General features: G+C 69.0%; 13 protein-coding genes and 1 riboswitch. Of the genes, 3 read left to right on the forward strand and 10 right to left on the reverse strand.

Going from position 1 to position 14,882, the window contains the following annotated elements:
- Nucleotides 1-8: 8 nt before the first annotated feature.
- Entirely contained in the window at nucleotides 9-1,082 is a 1,074-nt protein-coding gene (locus QWJ39_RS15270) for a peptidoglycan bridge formation glycyltransferase FemA/FemB family protein (RefSeq protein WP_290258722.1), read from the reverse strand.
- Nucleotides 1,083-1,215: 133 nt separating this feature from the next.
- Between QWJ39_RS15270 and QWJ39_RS15275 the strand changes: the two genes are divergently transcribed.
- Complete coding sequence (locus QWJ39_RS15275; RefSeq protein WP_290258723.1) at nucleotides 1,216-1,779, forward strand: TspO/MBR family protein; 564 nt, start codon at nucleotides 1,216-1,218, stop codon at nucleotides 1,777-1,779.
- Nucleotides 1,780-1,788: 9 nt separating this feature from the next.
- Here QWJ39_RS15275 and QWJ39_RS15280 read toward each other — a convergent pair whose 3' ends face one another.
- The 6 genes from QWJ39_RS15280 to QWJ39_RS15305 all read right to left on the reverse strand — a co-directional run bounded on the left by QWJ39_RS15280 (nucleotide 1,789) and on the right by QWJ39_RS15305 (nucleotide 10,591).
- Nucleotides 1,789-3,201: an L-serine ammonia-lyase gene (locus tag QWJ39_RS15280; protein ID WP_290258724.1), complete on the reverse strand. Its 1,413-nt coding sequence runs from the start codon at nucleotides 3,199-3,201 to the stop codon at nucleotides 1,789-1,791.
- A gap of 365 nt (nucleotides 3,202-3,566) precedes the next feature.
- Nucleotides 3,567-4,895, reverse strand: coding sequence for a serine hydroxymethyltransferase (glyA, locus tag QWJ39_RS15285; RefSeq protein WP_290258725.1), 1,329 nt, complete (start codon nucleotides 4,893-4,895; stop codon nucleotides 3,567-3,569).
- A complete protein-coding gene (gcvH, locus tag QWJ39_RS15290; RefSeq protein WP_290258726.1) occupies nucleotides 4,892-5,278 on the reverse strand; it encodes a glycine cleavage system protein GcvH in 387 nt (128 codons plus the stop codon). The genes glyA and gcvH overlap by 4 nt, the downstream gene beginning before the upstream one ends.
- Before the next feature lie 75 nt (nucleotides 5,279-5,353).
- Nucleotides 5,354-6,517, reverse strand: a complete 1,164-nt coding sequence (gene gcvT, locus QWJ39_RS15295; RefSeq protein ID WP_290258727.1) for a glycine cleavage system aminomethyltransferase GcvT — start codon at nucleotides 6,515-6,517, stop codon at nucleotides 5,354-5,356.
- Between the two features lie 8 nt (nucleotides 6,518-6,525).
- Nucleotides 6,526-9,375, reverse strand: coding sequence for an aminomethyl-transferring glycine dehydrogenase (gene gcvP, locus QWJ39_RS15300; protein ID WP_290258728.1), 2,850 nt, complete (start codon nucleotides 9,373-9,375; stop codon nucleotides 6,526-6,528).
- Between the two features lie 169 nt (nucleotides 9,376-9,544).
- A riboswitch (glycine riboswitch) is annotated at nucleotides 9,545-9,642 on the reverse strand.
- A 409-nt stretch (nucleotides 9,643-10,051) separates the two neighbouring features.
- Nucleotides 10,052-10,591, reverse strand: a complete 540-nt coding sequence (locus QWJ39_RS15305) for a TetR/AcrR family transcriptional regulator (protein ID WP_290258729.1) — start codon at nucleotides 10,589-10,591, stop codon at nucleotides 10,052-10,054.
- A gap of 67 nt (nucleotides 10,592-10,658) precedes the next feature.
- Between QWJ39_RS15305 and QWJ39_RS15310 the strand changes: the two genes are divergently transcribed.
- A complete protein-coding gene (locus tag QWJ39_RS15310) occupies nucleotides 10,659-12,221 on the forward strand; it encodes an MFS transporter (protein WP_290258730.1) in 1,563 nt (520 codons plus the stop codon).
- Nucleotides 12,222-12,366: 145 nt separating this feature from the next.
- Here QWJ39_RS15310 and QWJ39_RS15315 read toward each other — a convergent pair whose 3' ends face one another.
- Both QWJ39_RS15315 and QWJ39_RS15320 read right to left on the reverse strand, forming a co-directional pair.
- Nucleotides 12,367-12,849 carry a DNA starvation/stationary phase protection protein gene (locus QWJ39_RS15315; protein WP_290258731.1) on the reverse strand — a complete coding sequence of 161 codons (483 nt, stop codon included), beginning with the start codon at nucleotides 12,847-12,849 and terminating at the stop codon, nucleotides 12,367-12,369.
- A gap of 122 nt (nucleotides 12,850-12,971) precedes the next feature.
- Entirely contained in the window at nucleotides 12,972-13,790 is an 819-nt protein-coding gene (locus QWJ39_RS15320) for a sigma-70 family RNA polymerase sigma factor (RefSeq protein ID WP_290258733.1), read from the reverse strand.
- Nucleotides 13,791-14,006: 216 nt separating this feature from the next.
- On the opposite strand from QWJ39_RS15320, the gene flgN reads away from it, so the two are divergent.
- Entirely contained in the window at nucleotides 14,007-14,528 is a 522-nt protein-coding gene (flgN, locus tag QWJ39_RS15325; protein WP_290258734.1) for a flagellar export chaperone FlgN, read from the forward strand.
- Here the strand turns inward: flgN and QWJ39_RS15330 are convergent.
- Complete coding sequence (locus tag QWJ39_RS15330; RefSeq protein WP_290258735.1) at nucleotides 14,525-14,875, reverse strand: carbon storage regulator; 351 nt, start codon at nucleotides 14,873-14,875, stop codon at nucleotides 14,525-14,527. The genes flgN and QWJ39_RS15330 overlap by 4 nt on opposite strands.
- Nucleotides 14,876-14,882 lie beyond the last annotated feature (7 nt).

The raw sequence follows: 14,882 nt of genomic DNA on the forward strand, positions 1-14,882 counted from the left end.
CTGGCGGTCTAGTAGAACTGCTGGCCGGTGCGGCGCGTGTAGAGCTGGCGGGCGACCCGCTCCCCCGCTGCCGTCCAGGCCTTGTACTTCAACGGGCTGAGGACCTGGTCGTAGCAGCCGACGAAGTCCGTGACGGTCTTGCTGAAGCTGGTCTTGAACAAGCCCAGGCCGTGGAAGGGGTTGGACGTGTCCTTGAGCTTGTCGCTCGGCGGGGTGCCGCAGAAGTCGTACTCGGTGCAGCCGAGCTCCTTCAGCTGGTTGATGGCGGTCCACTGGACCAGGTGGGAGTCGCCGTACTGGCCGCGCTGCTGCAGGGAGCCGCCATCCTTGTACGTTCCCTTGCGGCCGTAGTTGATGACGAAGGCACCCACGGACGGGACACCGTTTTCGTAGACGAACAAGAGACGGCCTTGGCCGCGCTTGAGGAAGTTGGTCCAGAAGCGCTGGTAGTACCCGAAGTCCCGGACGCGGACCTGGGACTTGGCCTCGACGGTGGTACTCATCAGGCCGTACATGGCCCGGAAGTTCTCCTCCGTGGGCTCGACGTTGTGCACTTCCACGCCCTCGCGGATGGCGCGGCGGACGGCGTTCCGGCCGCGGGAGTGCAGGTTGCGCAGCAGCTGGTTCTCCTCCGGGGAGATGTCCAGCAGGGCGGTGGAATCGTTGGGCTGCAGGTTGTGCGTCTTGACCAGGCCCGCGCCCTCGATGACACGCCGGGCGTCGTCGGTGAGGACGACGTCGGGCTCGATCTTGATCGCGAAGACGCCCAGCCGGGCGCGCTTGACGAAGTCGGCGTTGGCCTTGGCAATCCCCGGAATGTCCTCGACGGAGGCGACGTCGGGTCCCTTGATCATGTACCAGAGCTTGCCCAGCACGGGGAAGCTCTTCTCCAGGACCAGGTTGTAGCTGGTGTAGTCGGCCGTCTCGTACACCAGGTGCAGGGGCTTCCAGCCGTAGTGCTGCTTGACCTCGGCGAAGGCCTCCGACTGCAGCAGGTTCCCGCCGTTGGGGTTCGCGGTGACGCGGGCGTCCCAGGTGGCGACCTCTTCGGCGGAGGCAAAGCGGGCGGTGAATTCTCGCAAGGGTGCGGTATCCAATCTTTGCGGGACGAGCTTCGGCGGCATGGCTGGCATGCACCACCAAGTCTATCGGCGTCACGGGTGGCCGGGACGCCGACCCTGTGGCCGCCACCGGCTCCCGGGCTAGGCTGAAGGCATGCAACCTCAGCCGGACCCGCAGCCGGAATTAGACGTTTCCCGCCGGGCCGGCCCGGGCGCGTCGGCGCACCGCGGAGCCGGCGCCCAGGTGCTGGGCCTGCTCGTGCTGCTCGCCGCTTCCGCGCTGGTGGCCGGACTCGGCGGGCTGGCCTCCGCCAGCAATGTCGACGGCTGGTATGCCGGGGCGGACAAGGCCCCGTGGTCGCCGCCGAACTGGGTGTTCGGACCGGTCTGGACGCTGCTCTACACAGTCATGGCGGTGGCGGCGTGGCTGGTCTGGCGCGCCCGCGCCGAGGGCACCGGCCGGGCGTTGACCCTGTACGCCGTCCAGCTGGTGCTGAACCTGCTGTGGACTCCCGCGTTCTTCGCCCTCTACCCGGCCCTGGGTACGCCGGCGCTGTGGATTGCCCTGGCCATTATCGTGGCGCTGGCCGTGGTCCTGGCCGCAACGCTGGTCCGCTTCCGGCGGATCAGCCGCCCGGCCGGGTTGCTGCTGGTCCCCTACCTGGCGTGGGTGGTCTTCGCCTCGACGCTGAACCTGTGGGCGGCCGTCACCAACTGAGCGGGCGCCTCAGCACTCCACCACGTTGACGGCGAGGCCGCCCATGGCGGTCTCCTTGTACTTAGAGCTCATGTCCTTACCGGTCTCGCGCATGGTCACGATTACCTCGTCGAGGGAGACCCGGTGCGACCCGTCGCCCCAGAGCGCCATCTTGGCGGCGTTGATGGCTTTGGCCGCCGCGATCGCGTTGCGTTCGATGCACGGGATCTGCACCAGGCCGCCGATCGGGTCGCAGGTCAGGCCGAGGTTGTGTTCCATCGCGATTTCGGCGGCGTTCTCCACCTGCTGCGGGGTGCCGCCCATGACCTCGGCGAGGCCGGCGGCGGCCATCGACGACGCCGACCCGACCTCTCCCTGGCAGCCGACCTCGGCCCCGGAAATGGAGGCCTGTTCCTTGTAGAGGACACCGATGGCACCCGCGGCGAGCAGGAACTTCACCACCGTCTCGTCCCGGTCCTGCTGGGTGGCCTTGTCCATGCCGGGGGCGAAGTGCAGCGCGTAGTAGAGCACGGCGGGGATGATCCCGGCGGCGCCGTTGGTGGGTGCGGTGACGACGCGGCCGCCCGAGGCGTTCTCCTCGTTGACGGCCAGGGCGATCAGGTTCACCCATTCCTGCCAGTACTTCGGGTCCCGGAAGTCCGGGTCCTCCTCGCAGCTTTCCTTCATCAGCCGTTCGTGCCAGTCCGGGGCGCGGCGACGGACGTTCAGGCCGCCCGGCAGCAGGCCCGTCCGCTTGAGGCTGACGGCCACGCATTCCTCCATGACGGAGTAGATGTGCAGCAGACCGGCCCGGATGTCCTCGGCGCTGCGGCTGTCCTCCTCGTTGACCAGCATCACGTCGCTGATCCGCAGGGAGGTGTTCCGGCAGTGCTCGAGCAGTTCCGCTGCGGTGCGGAACGGCAGGGGCAGTTCCTTCTTGGATTCGTCGAGTTCCTGCTGCGCTGCCTCTTCCTCGCCCTCGCGGACGATGAAGCCGCCGCCGACGGAGAAGAACGTCGCCTGGTGCAGGACGCCGCCGTCGGCGTCGGAGACGGTGAACGTCATCCCGTTGGTGTGCCGGGGCAGCACCGTGAGGGGGCGGAGCACCATGTCCTGGACCCCGTAGGGAAGGCCGACGGCGCCGGCCAGCTGCAGCGTCCCGGTCCCAGCGATCGCGGCGAGCCGCTCCTCGACCTCGTCGGGGAGGATCTTCTCAGGGTGGTACCCCTCGAGGCCCAAGAGGATGGCGGTCATGGTGCCGTGCCCGTGTCCGGTCGCGGCGAGCGAGCCATACAGGTCCACCCGCAGCGACGCCACCCGCTCAAGGTCGCCGGACGCCTTCAGCTCCTCGGCAAACACCGCCGCGGCGCGCATCGGCCCCACGGTGTGCGAACTCGAGGGCCCGATCCCAATCGAGAACAGATCAAAGACGCCTACAGCCATTACTAAATCCTAACTAAACACTGCTTAAGTGAGCTTCGCCGTCGGGGCGGCTTGGGTGGGAGTGCACCGGACATCCTCTGCATGCTGCTCCTTCGTCGCTTTGACGCATGCTGCCGGATGCCCGGCACCCTCCCTTGGCCCCTCACCTTGGCGCCGTGGTCCCGGACGCCAATTGAGTAATGACAACAACGGCAAGCGACCCACGAGGGGGCGGCGGAGCCGGGCTTTTCGAAAGCGTGCGTCTAAGCGAGGTACGAGCGAGCACGCGTGAAAAGTCCGGTCCGCCGGCCCCGGAGCCACCCCCGGAGCCGCCCCCGGAGCCGACCACAGAGGCGCGCACCGGGGGCGGGAGAACGAGGGGCGAGTTAGCCCAGGTTTGTGACCGACGGGTAGAGCGGGTGGGCGGCGGCGAGGGCCTGGACCCGGTCGCGGAGCCCGGCGAGGTCGGCGTCTGCGTCGGCCATGAGGGCCTCGGCAATGATGTCCGCCACCTCGGTGAAGGCCGCCTCGCCGAAGCCGCGGGTGGCCAGGGCCGGCGTGCCGATCCGCAGCCCGGAGGTGACCATCGGCGGGCGCGGGTCGAACGGGACGGCGTTGCGGTTGACGGTGATGTCAATCGCGGCGAGCCGGTCCTCGGCTTCCTGGCCGTTGAGCTCGCAGTCGCGCAGGTCCACCAGGACCAGGTGCACGTCGGTTCCGCCGGAGACCACGGAAATGCCCCTGGCGGCGACGTCGTCGCGGGTGAGCCGGTCGGCGAGGATCCTGGCGCCGGCCAGGACGCGCTCCTGGCGCTCCTTGAACTCCGGGGAGGCGGCGACCTGGAAGGCGACGGCCTTGCCGGCGATGACGTGCTCCAGCGGCCCGCCCTGCTGGCCCGGGAACACGGCCGAGTTGATCTTCTTGGCGATGTCGGCGTCGTTGGAGAGGATGATGCCGCCGCGCGGACCGGCGAGGGTCTTGTGCGTCGTCGACGTCGTGACGTGCGCGTGCGGCACCGGGGAGGGGTGCAGCCCGGCGGCGACGAGGCCGGCGAAGTGCGCCATGTCCACCATCAGGTAGGCGCCGACGGCGTCGGCGATCCGGCGGAATTCCGCGAAGTCGAGCTGGCGGGCGTAGGCAGACCAGCCGGCGACGATCAGCTGCGGCTTGTGCTCGTGCGCCAGGCGCTCGACCTCGGCCATATCGATCCGGTGGTCGTCCTCGCGCACCTGGTAAGGGATGACGTTGTAGAGCCGGCCGGAGAAGTTGATCTTCATGCCGTGGGTCAGGTGGCCGCCGTGGGCCAGGTTCAGGCCCATGATGGTGTCGCCCGGACGGATCAGGGCGTGCATGACGGAGGCGTTGGCCTGGGCGCCGGAGTGCGGCTGGACGTTCGCGTAGTCGGCGCCGAAGAGGGCCTTCACGCGGTCGATGGCGAGCTGCTCGATCACGTCGACGTGCTCGCAGCCGCCGTAGTAGCGCTTGCCCGGGTAGCCCTCGGCGTACTTGTTCGTCAGGACCGAGCCCTGCGCCTGCATGACCGCGCGGGCGGTGTGGTTCTCGGAGGCGATCATCTCCAGGCCGTCGCGCTGGCGGGCGAGTTCGGCGTCGATCTTCGCCGCGATCTCCGGGTCCAGCTCGGAGAGGTCCGCGTCCAGGGACGGGGAGACGACCTGTTCGAACACAGCGGTGGGGGTGCCGGCGGCCGCGCTCACAGTTCGCCGCCGTTCTTGGAGGCGTAGTCCTGCGCGGAGAGGAGCGGGCCGTCGGAGACGGCGGCGACCTTGAAGAGCCAGCCAGCGCCGTACGGGTCGCTGTTGATCAGGGCCGGATCGTCGACGACGGCGGAGTTGGCCTCGGTGACTTCGCCGGTGACGGGGGCGTACAGGTCGGACACGGACTTGGTCGACTCGACCTCGCCGCAGGTCTCCCCCGCGGTCACGGTGGAGCCGACCTCGGGCAGGTCGACGTAGACGATGTCACCGAGGGCGTCGGTGGCGACGGCGGAGATGCCGATGGAGACGACTTCACTGCCGTCCTCCCGGGAAACCCACTCGTGCTCGTCGGAGTACTGCAGTTCAGGAGCTACTTTTGCCATGAAAAATTCCTAAGTTCGGAGGGTAAAAAGCCTAGCGCGTGGGGCGCACCCCCGAAGGGCGCGCCCCACGGAGTGTTACTTCTGGCGCTTATAGAACGGCAGGGCGACGACCTCGAACGGTTCGGGCTTGCCGCGCAGGTCGATGTCCAGGGTGGTGCCGGGTTCGGTGTAGGCGACGTCGACGTAGGCCATGGCCACCGGGTAGCCCAGGGTGGGTGAGGGTTGGCCGGAGGTGACTTCGCCGACGACGGCGCCGTCCTTGAGGACCGGGTAGTGGCTGCGTCCGGCCCGACGGCCGAGGCCCTTAAGCCCGACGAGGCGGCGGCCAGTTGTGGTGCCGGCGCCCGCGTCCTTCTTGGCGGCGAGCGCGGCCTTGCCGACGAAGTCGCCCTCCTTGGAGAGCGCGACGACGGGGCCGAGGCCCGCGGCGAACGGATCGCCCTGGAGCGAGAGTTCGTTGCCGTAGAGCGGCATGCCGGCCTCCAGCCGCAGGGAGTCGCGGGAGGCGAGCCCGGCCGGAGTCAGTTCCCCCTCCTCGGCGATGGCGATCAGCGCCTGCCAGAGGGCGGCGGCGTCGTCGTTGTCCACGAAGATCTCGAAGCCGTCCTCGCCGGTGTAACCGGTACGGGCGAGCAGCAGGTCCTTGCCGGCGCCGGCGACCATGAAGGGAACCTCGACGGCGGCGTAGTACTTCAAGCCGGTCACCAGTTCGTGCTGGGCGGCGGGAACCAGGCGCAGCAGGATGGCCTCGGCCTTGGGGCCCTGGACCGCGACCAACGAGATCTCGGCGGACGCATCCCGGACCGTGACGTCGAAGCCGCCATCCCGGGCAGAACCCGCACGCTCGGCCAGGGCCGCGGCGACGACCTTGGCGTTGCCGGCGTTGGGCACCACGAGGAAGGCGTCCGTACCGTCGGCCCCCGCCGGGCGGCGGTAGGTGATGAGGTCGTCGATGATGCCGCCGTCCTCGTTGCAGATCAGCGAGTACTTGGCCTTGCCGACGGCCATAGCGGAGATCTTGCCCACCAGGGCGTAGTCGAGGAAGGCCGCGGCGTCGGGGCCGGTGACCCAGACCTCGCCCATGTGGGAGAGGTCGAACAGGCCCGCGGAGGCACGGACGGCGTGGTGTTCGGCGAGTTCGGAGCCGTACTTCAGCGGCATCTGCCAGCCGCCGAAGTCGGTGAAGGAGGCGCCGAGCTTCTTGTGCTCTTCGTACAGGGCGGTGTAGTTCTCAGTCATCGGTGGCCTCAGTTTTCGAATTCGGACAGCGGCGGGCAGGAGCAGATCAGGTTGCGGTCCCCGGCGGCGCCGTCGATCCGGCCCACGGGCGGGAAGTACTTGTCCTGCTTGAGCGTGTGGACCGGGAAGACGGCCTGCTCGCGGGAGTAGGAGCGGTCCCAGTCGGTGCTGATGGCCGCGGCCGCGGTGTGCGGGGCGTTGCGCAGCGGGCTGTGCTCGACGGTGAAGTCGCCGTGGGCCACCTGGTCGATCTCGGCGCGGATGGCGATCATCGCGGTGATGAACCGGTCGATCTCGCCGAGATCCTCGGATTCGGTGGGTTCGACCATCAGGGTTCCGGCCACGGGGAACGCCAGGGTGGGGGCGTGGAAGCCGTAGTCGATCAGGCGCTTGGCGACGTCCTCGGCGGTGACGCCGGTCTTGGCGGTGAGTTCGCGCAGGTCCAGGATGCACTCGTGCGCCACCAGGCCGCCCTCGCCGGTGTAGAGCACCGGGAAGGAGTCGTTCAGGCGCGCCGCGATGTAGTTGGCCGCGAGCAGCGCCGACTTGGTGGCCTCGGTCAGGCCCTCGCCACCCATGAGCTTCACGTAGGCCCAGGAGATCGGCAGGACGCCGGCGGAGCCGTAGCGGGAGGCGGAGATCGGGGTGCCGTCCGCGCCGTTGGCCGGGTCCGCGGCGTTGCCGGGCATGAACGGTGCCAGGTGGGCCTTGGCGGCGACCGGGCCGACGCCGGGTCCGCCGCCGCCGTGCGGGATGCAGAAGGTTTTGTGCAGGTTCAGGTGCGAGACGTCCCCGCCAAACTGGCCCGGCTGGGCGAGGCCAACGAGGGCGTTGAGGTTGGCGCCGTCGATGTAGACCTGGCCGCCGGCGGCGTGGATCGCGTCGCAGACCTCGCGGACGTCGGCGTCGTACACGCCGTGCGTGGACGGGTAGGTGATCATGATGCAGGACAGGGCGTCCTTGTGCTCCTCGATCTTGGCCTGCAGGTCGGCGTGGTCGATGGTGCCGTCGGAGGCGGTGGCGACGACGACGACCTTCATGCCGGCGAGCACCGCGGAGGCGGCGTTGGTGCCGTGCGCGGAGGCCGGGATGAGGCAGACGTTGCGCTGCTCGTCGCCGCGGGAGAGGTGGTAGCCGCGGATGGCCAGCAGGCCGGCGAGCTCGCCTTGGGATCCGGCGTTCGGCTGGATGGAGACCTGGTCGTAGCCGGTGATCTCGGTCAGCTGGGCCTCGAGGTCATCAATCAGTTCGCGCCAGCCGGCGGTCTGGGATTCCGGGGCAAACGGGTGGATGGAGGCGAACTCCGGCCAGGAGATGGCCTCCATTTCGGCCGTGGCGTTCAGCTTCATGGTGCAGGAGCCCAGCGGGATCATGGTGCGGTCCAGGGCCAGGTCGCGGTCCGAGAGGCGGCGGATGTAGCGCAGCAGCTGGGTCTCGGAGCGGTGGGTGTTGAAGACCGGGTGCTGGAGGTAATCGGAGCTGCGTTCGACGGCCGCGTCCAGGGCGAAGCCCTCCAAGGAATCAACGACCGTGGCACCGAAGGCGGCGACGACGTCGGCGACGTGTGCCGCCGTCGTGGCCTCATCGGCGGAGATGCCGACCGTGTCGGCGTCGATGGAACGCAGGTTGATGCCTTTGGCGTCCGCGGCGGCGATGATCTCGGCGGCCTTGCCCGGCACCGAGACGGTGACGGTGTCGAAGAACGAGGTGTGCAGCACGTCCAGGCCGGCGGCCTTCAGCGATGCGGCGATGGTCCGGGCGTGGCCGTGGGTGGTCTCGGCGATGGCCTTGAGCCCGTCCGGGCCGTGATAGACGGCGTAGAACGAAGCGACGATGGCCAGCAGCGCCTGCGCGGTGCAGATGTTGGAGGTGGCCTTCTCGCGGCGGATGTGCTGCTCGCGGGTCTGCAGGGCCAGGCGGTAGGCGGGGATGCCGGCGGAGTCCTTGGAGACGCCCACCAGGCGGCCGGGCATGGAGCGCTCCAGGCCCTTCTGGACGGCCATGTAGGCCGCGTGCGGGCCGCCGAAGAACAAAGGGACGCCGAAGCGCTGAGCGGAGCCGACGGCGATGTCGGCGCCCTGCTCACCGGGAGGGGTGATCAGGGTCAGGGACAGCAGGTCAGCGGCGACGGTGACGAGCGCGCCGCGTTCCTTGGCCTCGGCGATGACGGCGGAGTGGTCGAAGACGCGGCCGGAGGCGCCGGGCTGCTGCAGCACGATGCCGTTGATGGTGCCCTCCGGGAGACCCTTGGACAGGTCGGCGACTTCCACCTCGAAGCCAAGGGCCTCGGCGCGGCCCTTGACGATCGCGATGGTCTGCGGGAGGCAGTCGGCGTCCATGACGGTTTTGCCGTCGCGGGCGTCCTTATTCTTGTTGGCCCGGCGCATCATGAGCACGGCCTCGGCGACGGCGGTGGCTTCGTCCAGCAGCGAGGCGTTGGCGATCGGCAGGCCCACCAGGTCCTGAACCATGGTCTGGAAGTTCAGCAGGGCCTCGAGCCGGCCCTGGGAGATTTCGGGCTGGTACGGCGTGTAGGCCGTGTACCAGGCGGGCGCCTCGAGGATGTTGCGGCGGATCACGGCGGGGGTGACGGTGTCGTAGTAGCCCTGGCCGATCATCTGCACGGCGGTCTTGTTCTTGGCGGCGAGCTTGCGCAGTTCGGCCAGGACCTCCACCTCGCTCAGCGCGGCGGTCAGCGCCAGGCCGGAGTCCTGACGGATGTCCTTGGGAACGGCGGTGTCAACGAGCGCGTCGACGGTGTCGTAGCCGACGGCCTTGAGCATGGTCTCGACGTCGGCCTGGCGGCGGGCGCCGATATGCCTGTCGACGAAGGACGTGGAGGCTGAGGTAACGGTCACAAGGAACTCCATAACTAAGGCGGCGCAGGGTACGCCGCAGTGATTCGGGTTCCTCCCCGCTCTGTATTGGACCTGAGAGTTTCCGCGCGACCCTTTGGCGGGTCCCGCTTGCACCGTCGGTGAGCGCGGCATCCCGGGGGACTTGTGGCGCGCTGCTTTCCAGAGTGGCCTCGCCGCGGCGGTACATGGGCCTGAGAGATTCCTGGGGAGGATTTGCTCCTACGGCGCCTGCGTGTACTACTGGCAGGACTCTCCCGCCGCAGATCAAAGGCATATTCAGTTGCTCGTGACCATGGTCACAGCATTCATTGTCCTATGCCGGAGCCCACGTCCGCAAACTTCATTTCTCCCCGCCCGACGCTCCCTCGCTTTCGGCGCGATTTCCTGCGGCCCTCCCTCATACCCGGCCCACTTTTCCGGAACGCTCCCTCCGGTTCAGCCCGATCTTCTGCGACGCTCCCTCACCTCCGGTCCACGTTTCCACGACGCTCCCTCAGGTTCGGAGGTTATTTCCAGACCGCCCGCTCACCCGACATGCGGGTGCATCCCTCAAATGAGCGCGGGACGTGAGGGAGCGTCCGCTGGAGAGGCACCGGACGTGAGGGAGCGTCCGCTGGAGTGACGCCGGACGTGAGGGAGCGACCGCTGGGGAGGTGCCGGACGTGAGGGAGCGTCCTTAGGGGCGGAGGCGGTCGACGGCGGCGAGGAGGCTCTCGACGTCGTCGTCCACCGCCAGGGGCGTGGCACCCGCGCTGCGGGCCAGCATGGCGTTGAAATACAGCCCGTCCCCCATGTAGAGCACCGCCTTGGCCATTCCGGGTCCGACGTCGGCGGCGAGCAGTTCCAGCCAGCTGGCCTGCACGCCGGCCATGCGGCGCAGGGTCTCGGCGTGCGCCACCTCGGCGAGCCGGGTGGCCGCGACGAAGACCCGGTCCAGGGCGGTATCAGCCCAGACCGAAGACCTAATGAAGTACGCGGCGGCGCCCTCCGGCGCCGCGGCCATGGCGGCCAGGTCCTCGGCCAGCAGCCGGTCCAGCCGTTCCAGGAGGACCGCGATCATGGCTTCCTTGTTCGGGAAGTGGTACAGCAAGCCGCCCTTGGAGACCCCGGCCCGCTTTGCCACCGCGTCGAGGGTGGCGGCCCGCTCCCCCTCGGCGATGAGCAGGGATTCGAAGGCGTCGAGGACGGCCTCGCGGGCGACGGGTTTCCTGGGCATGGCTCCCATCATGCCCGCTTGATGCCGGATTTCTTAACTATACCGTCCAGACGGTACAGTTATTCGGATGAAGACCTTGCTTCCTTATGCCGAGCATCCCGCGACGCGCTCCCGGGCGCCGTGGCGGGACTGGCTGGCGTTGTCGCTGCTGATGTTCCCGGTCCTCCTGGTGGCGGTCGATAACACCGCACTGACCTTCGCACTGCCCGCGATCGCCCGGGACCTAAATGCCACCGGCGTCCAGCTGCTCTGGATGGTCGATGTGTACCCGCTGGTGCTCGCCGGCCTGCTGGTTGCGATGGGCAGCCTCGGGGACCGGATCGGCCGCCGGCGGCTGCTCTTCACCGGCGCCGCCGGCTTCGCGGCGGTGTCCGCAGCGACGGCATTCGCCCCGGGCCCCGAGTGGCTGGTGGCCGGCCGTGCGGCACTGGGGTTCTTCGGGGCCATGCTGATGCCCTCCACGCTGTCCCTGATCCGGAACATCTTCCCGGAGCCGAACCGGCGCCGCCTGGCGGTGGCCATCTGGGCCGCGGGCTTCTCCGGCGGCGCGGCGCTGGGGCCGGTCCTGGGCGGCTGGCTGGTGGAGCACCTCTGGTGGGGCGCGGTGCTGCTGATGGCAGTTCCCATCATCGTGCCGCTGCTGGTCCTTGGCCCCGCCTTCATTCCGGAATCCCGCGACCCGAACCCCGGGCCGGTGGATCTGCCCAGCATCACGCTGTCCATGCTGGCAATGGCGCCGGCCGTCTATGGCATCAAGATGCTGGCCGTGGAGGGCGCCGGTCCGGTGCCGCTGGCGGCCCTCGGCGCGGGACTGGTCATGGGGTACGCCTTTGTCCGGCGGCAGCGCAGGCTTGCCGCGGGCGCAACCACCGCTCCCCTGCTGGACCTGGGGCTGTTCGGCAATCCCGTGTTCAGCACGGCCATCACGGCCAACGTCCTGGCGCTGTTCTCCTACAACGGCTTCATCCTCTTCCTTGCCCAGCACCTCCAGCTCCTGGAGGGACAGACACCGTCCGAGTCCGGGCTGGCGATGGTGCCCGCGCTGGCCGCGACCGTGGCGGCCGGGCTACTGGTGGTCCCTCTGGTGCGGAAGGTCCGGCCCGGGCTCGTCGTCGCCGGCGGCCTGCTGTTCAGCGCCGCCGGGTACGCACTGGTGGCCTTCGGTGACCACAGTTCCGGGCCCGCCATGCTGCTGGCGGCACTCCTGGTGCTGTGCCTGGGTGTGGGGGCGGCCGAGACGATCTCCAACGACCTGATCCTCGGCGCCGCCCCGGCCGCAAAGTCGGGCGCCGCGTCGGCGATCTCGGAGACCGGGTACGAGGTCGGCTCGCTGCTGGGCACGGCCGTGCTGGGCTCCATCCTGACCGCGTCCTACCAACGGAATCTGGTCCTGCCGGCCGGCCTCCCCCAGGCCGACCCGGCCGCCGTGGGCCAGGCCCGGGAAACCCTGGCCGGGGCGGCGGAGCTGGCCGGGACGCTGCCCGGGCCCCTGGAAGACGCCGTGATGACCGCCGCGCGCGCGGCGTTCGATTCGGGTGTCCACATCACCGCGGCGATTGCGCTCATCCTGATGGCCGGCGCCGCGGTGCTGGCCGCCGTCGTCCTCCGCCGGGTGCCGCGGGCGCACTGAGCCGGGCCCACTGACTCGGGTCCATTGACTCACGCCCACTGATTCGGGCGCCCCAAAGGGACACCAGCGGCCCTGCACCGGCCCAAAAACGGCAGCGTCCGACGCCGGGACTCCCGGCGTCGGACGCTGCTCTGTGTCCTTCGGTTTACTTGCCGGCGTCCGGCGTCGCGACGGAGGCCGTGGCCCGCATGGTTTCGGCGTTGACCAGCCAGGCGAACTGCTCGAGCTTGGCGATGAAGGCGTGCAGCAGGTCCGCGGTGGTGGGGTCCTCCTCGTCCACTTCGTCGTGCACCTTGCGCATGGTGCCGACGGCGGCCTCCAGCGCGGCCACGATCTTCTCGATCGCGTCCTTGGTATTGATCAGGCCGGTGGGAAACTCGGGCAGGGCGGTGGTCTTCGACACCGTCGAGCTGCGGCCGTCCGGGAGGGCGTGCAGGGCCCGCATGCGCTCGGCCATCTCGTCCGCGAAGGTGCGGGCGGCGTCGATGATCTCGTCGAGCTGCAGGTGCAGGTCGCGGAAGTTGGTGCCGACGATGTTCCAGTGCGCCTGCTTGCCCTGGACGTGGAGTTCGATCAGGTCCACGAGCACGGCCTGCATATTTCCTGCGAGGGTGGGTGTTGCTTTCATGAATCCTCCTTGGTGGAGCGTCTGGACGGGCTGATGCCACAGACGCTACCGCAGGCAGGAGACGGCAGGGAGGGTTTTCACGATAAGCTTAGTAAGTGAACTTACTAAGCTGGATTCGGGGTCTAAACGGCCTGATTCAGCGCGGGTCCCTGCGGGAATATCGCCCGCGTGATCCCGCCGGCGGTGGCCTCGGACAGCTGGGCCAGGTAGTCGTTGCGGCGCCGCGGCGTGATCCGGGATTCGGGCTCGAAGCCGCGGTCCGGGTCGTCGGCGTAGTGCGCGGTGAGACCGTCGCGCATCAGCCGGATGGCTTCGGCGCGCTGCTGGGATACCGCGGCGTGGGTGGAGCCGAGTTCCGCGGCGAGGTCCTTGACGGTCCGGTCGCCGAAGTAGATCTCCTCCACCACGTAGCGCATCCGCTCGGGCAGCGACTTCACGGCGGCGCGCAGGTATTGGAGCCGCTCGTCGGCCAGGACCGAGCTCTCCGGAGACAGCGTTTCGGCGGCCAGGGTATCGACGACGGCGTCGTCCAGCGGGGTGAGGGTGCGCGAGGCATCCGCGAGCGCTGCCTCCACGACGCTTTGCTGGACACCGAGGGCCGCGGCGATCTCGTCGACGGTGGGGGTCCGTCCGAGGGCGGAGGCCAGGGTCTCCTGAACCGACATGGTCTCTTTGATCCGGCGGCGTGCCGAGCGCGTCGCCCAGTCAGAGGCACGCATCTCGTCGGCAAATGCGCCGAGGATGCGGCGGCGGGCGAACGCGCCGAAGGGAACCCCGAGCTCGGGGTCGAAGGAATCGGCCGAGGTAATCAGGGCTACGGCACCAGCCGACGCCAGGTCATCGCGCGAGAGGTGGGACGCCTTCGAGCACAAATCTGAGACGAGGTAGCCAACCAGCGGAAGGTGCTGAGTGACCATCTCGTTGCGTTCCACGCGATTCAATAGTGTGTCCCCCCATGAGACCGGTTCAGGAGCTGTAAAACAGCGGAAGCCGCATCCCCAAACGGCCCCGTGCTCCCCCCATGGGAGTCGGTCTTCGACGGTCGGGTGCAGCACCCAGATCGAAACCTATCACCTGATCCGGAATCTGCGTGTACCCTCAGGAAAAAGCTTGGCCGAAAATGCGGAAAGCCGTCATACGGCCGGGATGGCAAGGGAATGGGGCCCATGGGTGCGGGGGATCTTTCGGCGGCGCTGTGGCAGGAACGCCGGCAGCTTGAGCTGCTGTTGTTCCGGCTCGAAACGCAGCGCCTCCATCTGGCCGCCGGCAACCTCGCCTGGCTGAATTTCACCTCGTCCGAAATCGAAGCCGTGCTGGACCGGCTCCGCTTCGAGGCGCTGGCCCGCAACGTCGAATCCGCGGCCGTCGCCGGTGAGTGGGGCCTCCCGGCGCAGGCCACCTTAGTAGAGCTGATCGCCGCCGCGCCGCCCGGCGCGTGGCCCGCGGTCCTGCAAGATCACCTCGACGGGTTGCGGGCCCTGCTCCGGCGGCTCGCCGCCGCCTCCGCCACTAACGAAACTGCTCTCCTGGGGCTTGAACCGCCGGCGGCCGCGAGCTCCGAGGCGATGCTCGACCAGCTGACGCTGGCCGCCAACATCGAACGTGCCCTGACCATCACCCGGCGCGCCGCACAGCCGCTGATGGCCCAGTACCTCGGGGACGACGCGAACTCGCTCTAGCCGTTGGCTCCGGCAACGGGTTCGGCGTCGGGTGCCGGTGTGGTGGGGTTGGGCTGTACCGGTGCGGCGGGGACCGGTGCGGACGGAACCGCCGTGGTGGCCGCGGGAGCCGGCGCGAGCAGGCCGCGCAGCGCGTCCTCGGTGCCGGACCCGTCGTCGGCTCCCGCTTGGGCGGCCGCGAGGTTCGCCGCGGCGATCGCCTCGATGACCTCACGGCGCTGGATCGGGACACCGCGGGGTGCCTCGATGCCGATCCGGACGCCGTCGCCGCGGCCCTCCAGAACAGTGATGACGATGCCGTCGCCGATCATGATCTGTTCGCCCGGCTTGCGTGTGAGTACCAGCATGCTCTCA

This window comes from Arthrobacter sp. YD4, from assembly GCF_030410515.1.
In the GTDB taxonomy this organism is placed as follows: domain Bacteria; phylum Actinomycetota; class Actinomycetes; order Actinomycetales; family Micrococcaceae; genus Arthrobacter.

Excerpts from the sequence above, each read along its gene's own strand:
- gcvT (WP_290258727.1), bottom strand. The coding sequence starts at position 6,517 with ATGACTGAGAACTACACCGCCCTGTACGAAGAGCACAAGAAGCTCGGC.
- gcvH (WP_290258726.1), bottom strand. The coding sequence starts at position 5,278 with ATGGCAAAAGTAGCTCCTGAACTGCAGTACTCCGACGAGCACGAGTGG.
- QWJ39_RS15305 (WP_290258729.1), bottom strand. The coding sequence starts at position 10,591 with ATGCCCAGGAAACCCGTCGCCCGCGAGGCCGTCCTCGACGCCTTCGAA.
- QWJ39_RS15315 (WP_290258731.1), bottom strand. The coding sequence starts at position 12,849 with ATGAAAGCAACACCCACCCTCGCAGGAAATATGCAGGCCGTGCTCGTG.
- QWJ39_RS15330 (WP_290258735.1), bottom strand. The coding sequence starts at position 14,875 with ATGCTGGTACTCACACGCAAGCCGGGCGAACAGATCATGATCGGCGAC.
- QWJ39_RS15310 (WP_290258730.1), top strand. The coding sequence starts at position 10,659 with ATGAAGACCTTGCTTCCTTATGCCGAGCATCCCGCGACGCGCTCCCGG.
- flgN (WP_290258734.1), top strand. The coding sequence starts at position 14,007 with ATGGGGCCCATGGGTGCGGGGGATCTTTCGGCGGCGCTGTGGCAGGAA.
- QWJ39_RS15280 (WP_290258724.1), bottom strand. The coding sequence starts at position 3,201 with ATGGCTGTAGGCGTCTTTGATCTGTTCTCGATTGGGATCGGGCCCTCG.
- QWJ39_RS15275 (WP_290258723.1), top strand. The coding sequence starts at position 1,216 with ATGCAACCTCAGCCGGACCCGCAGCCGGAATTAGACGTTTCCCGCCGG.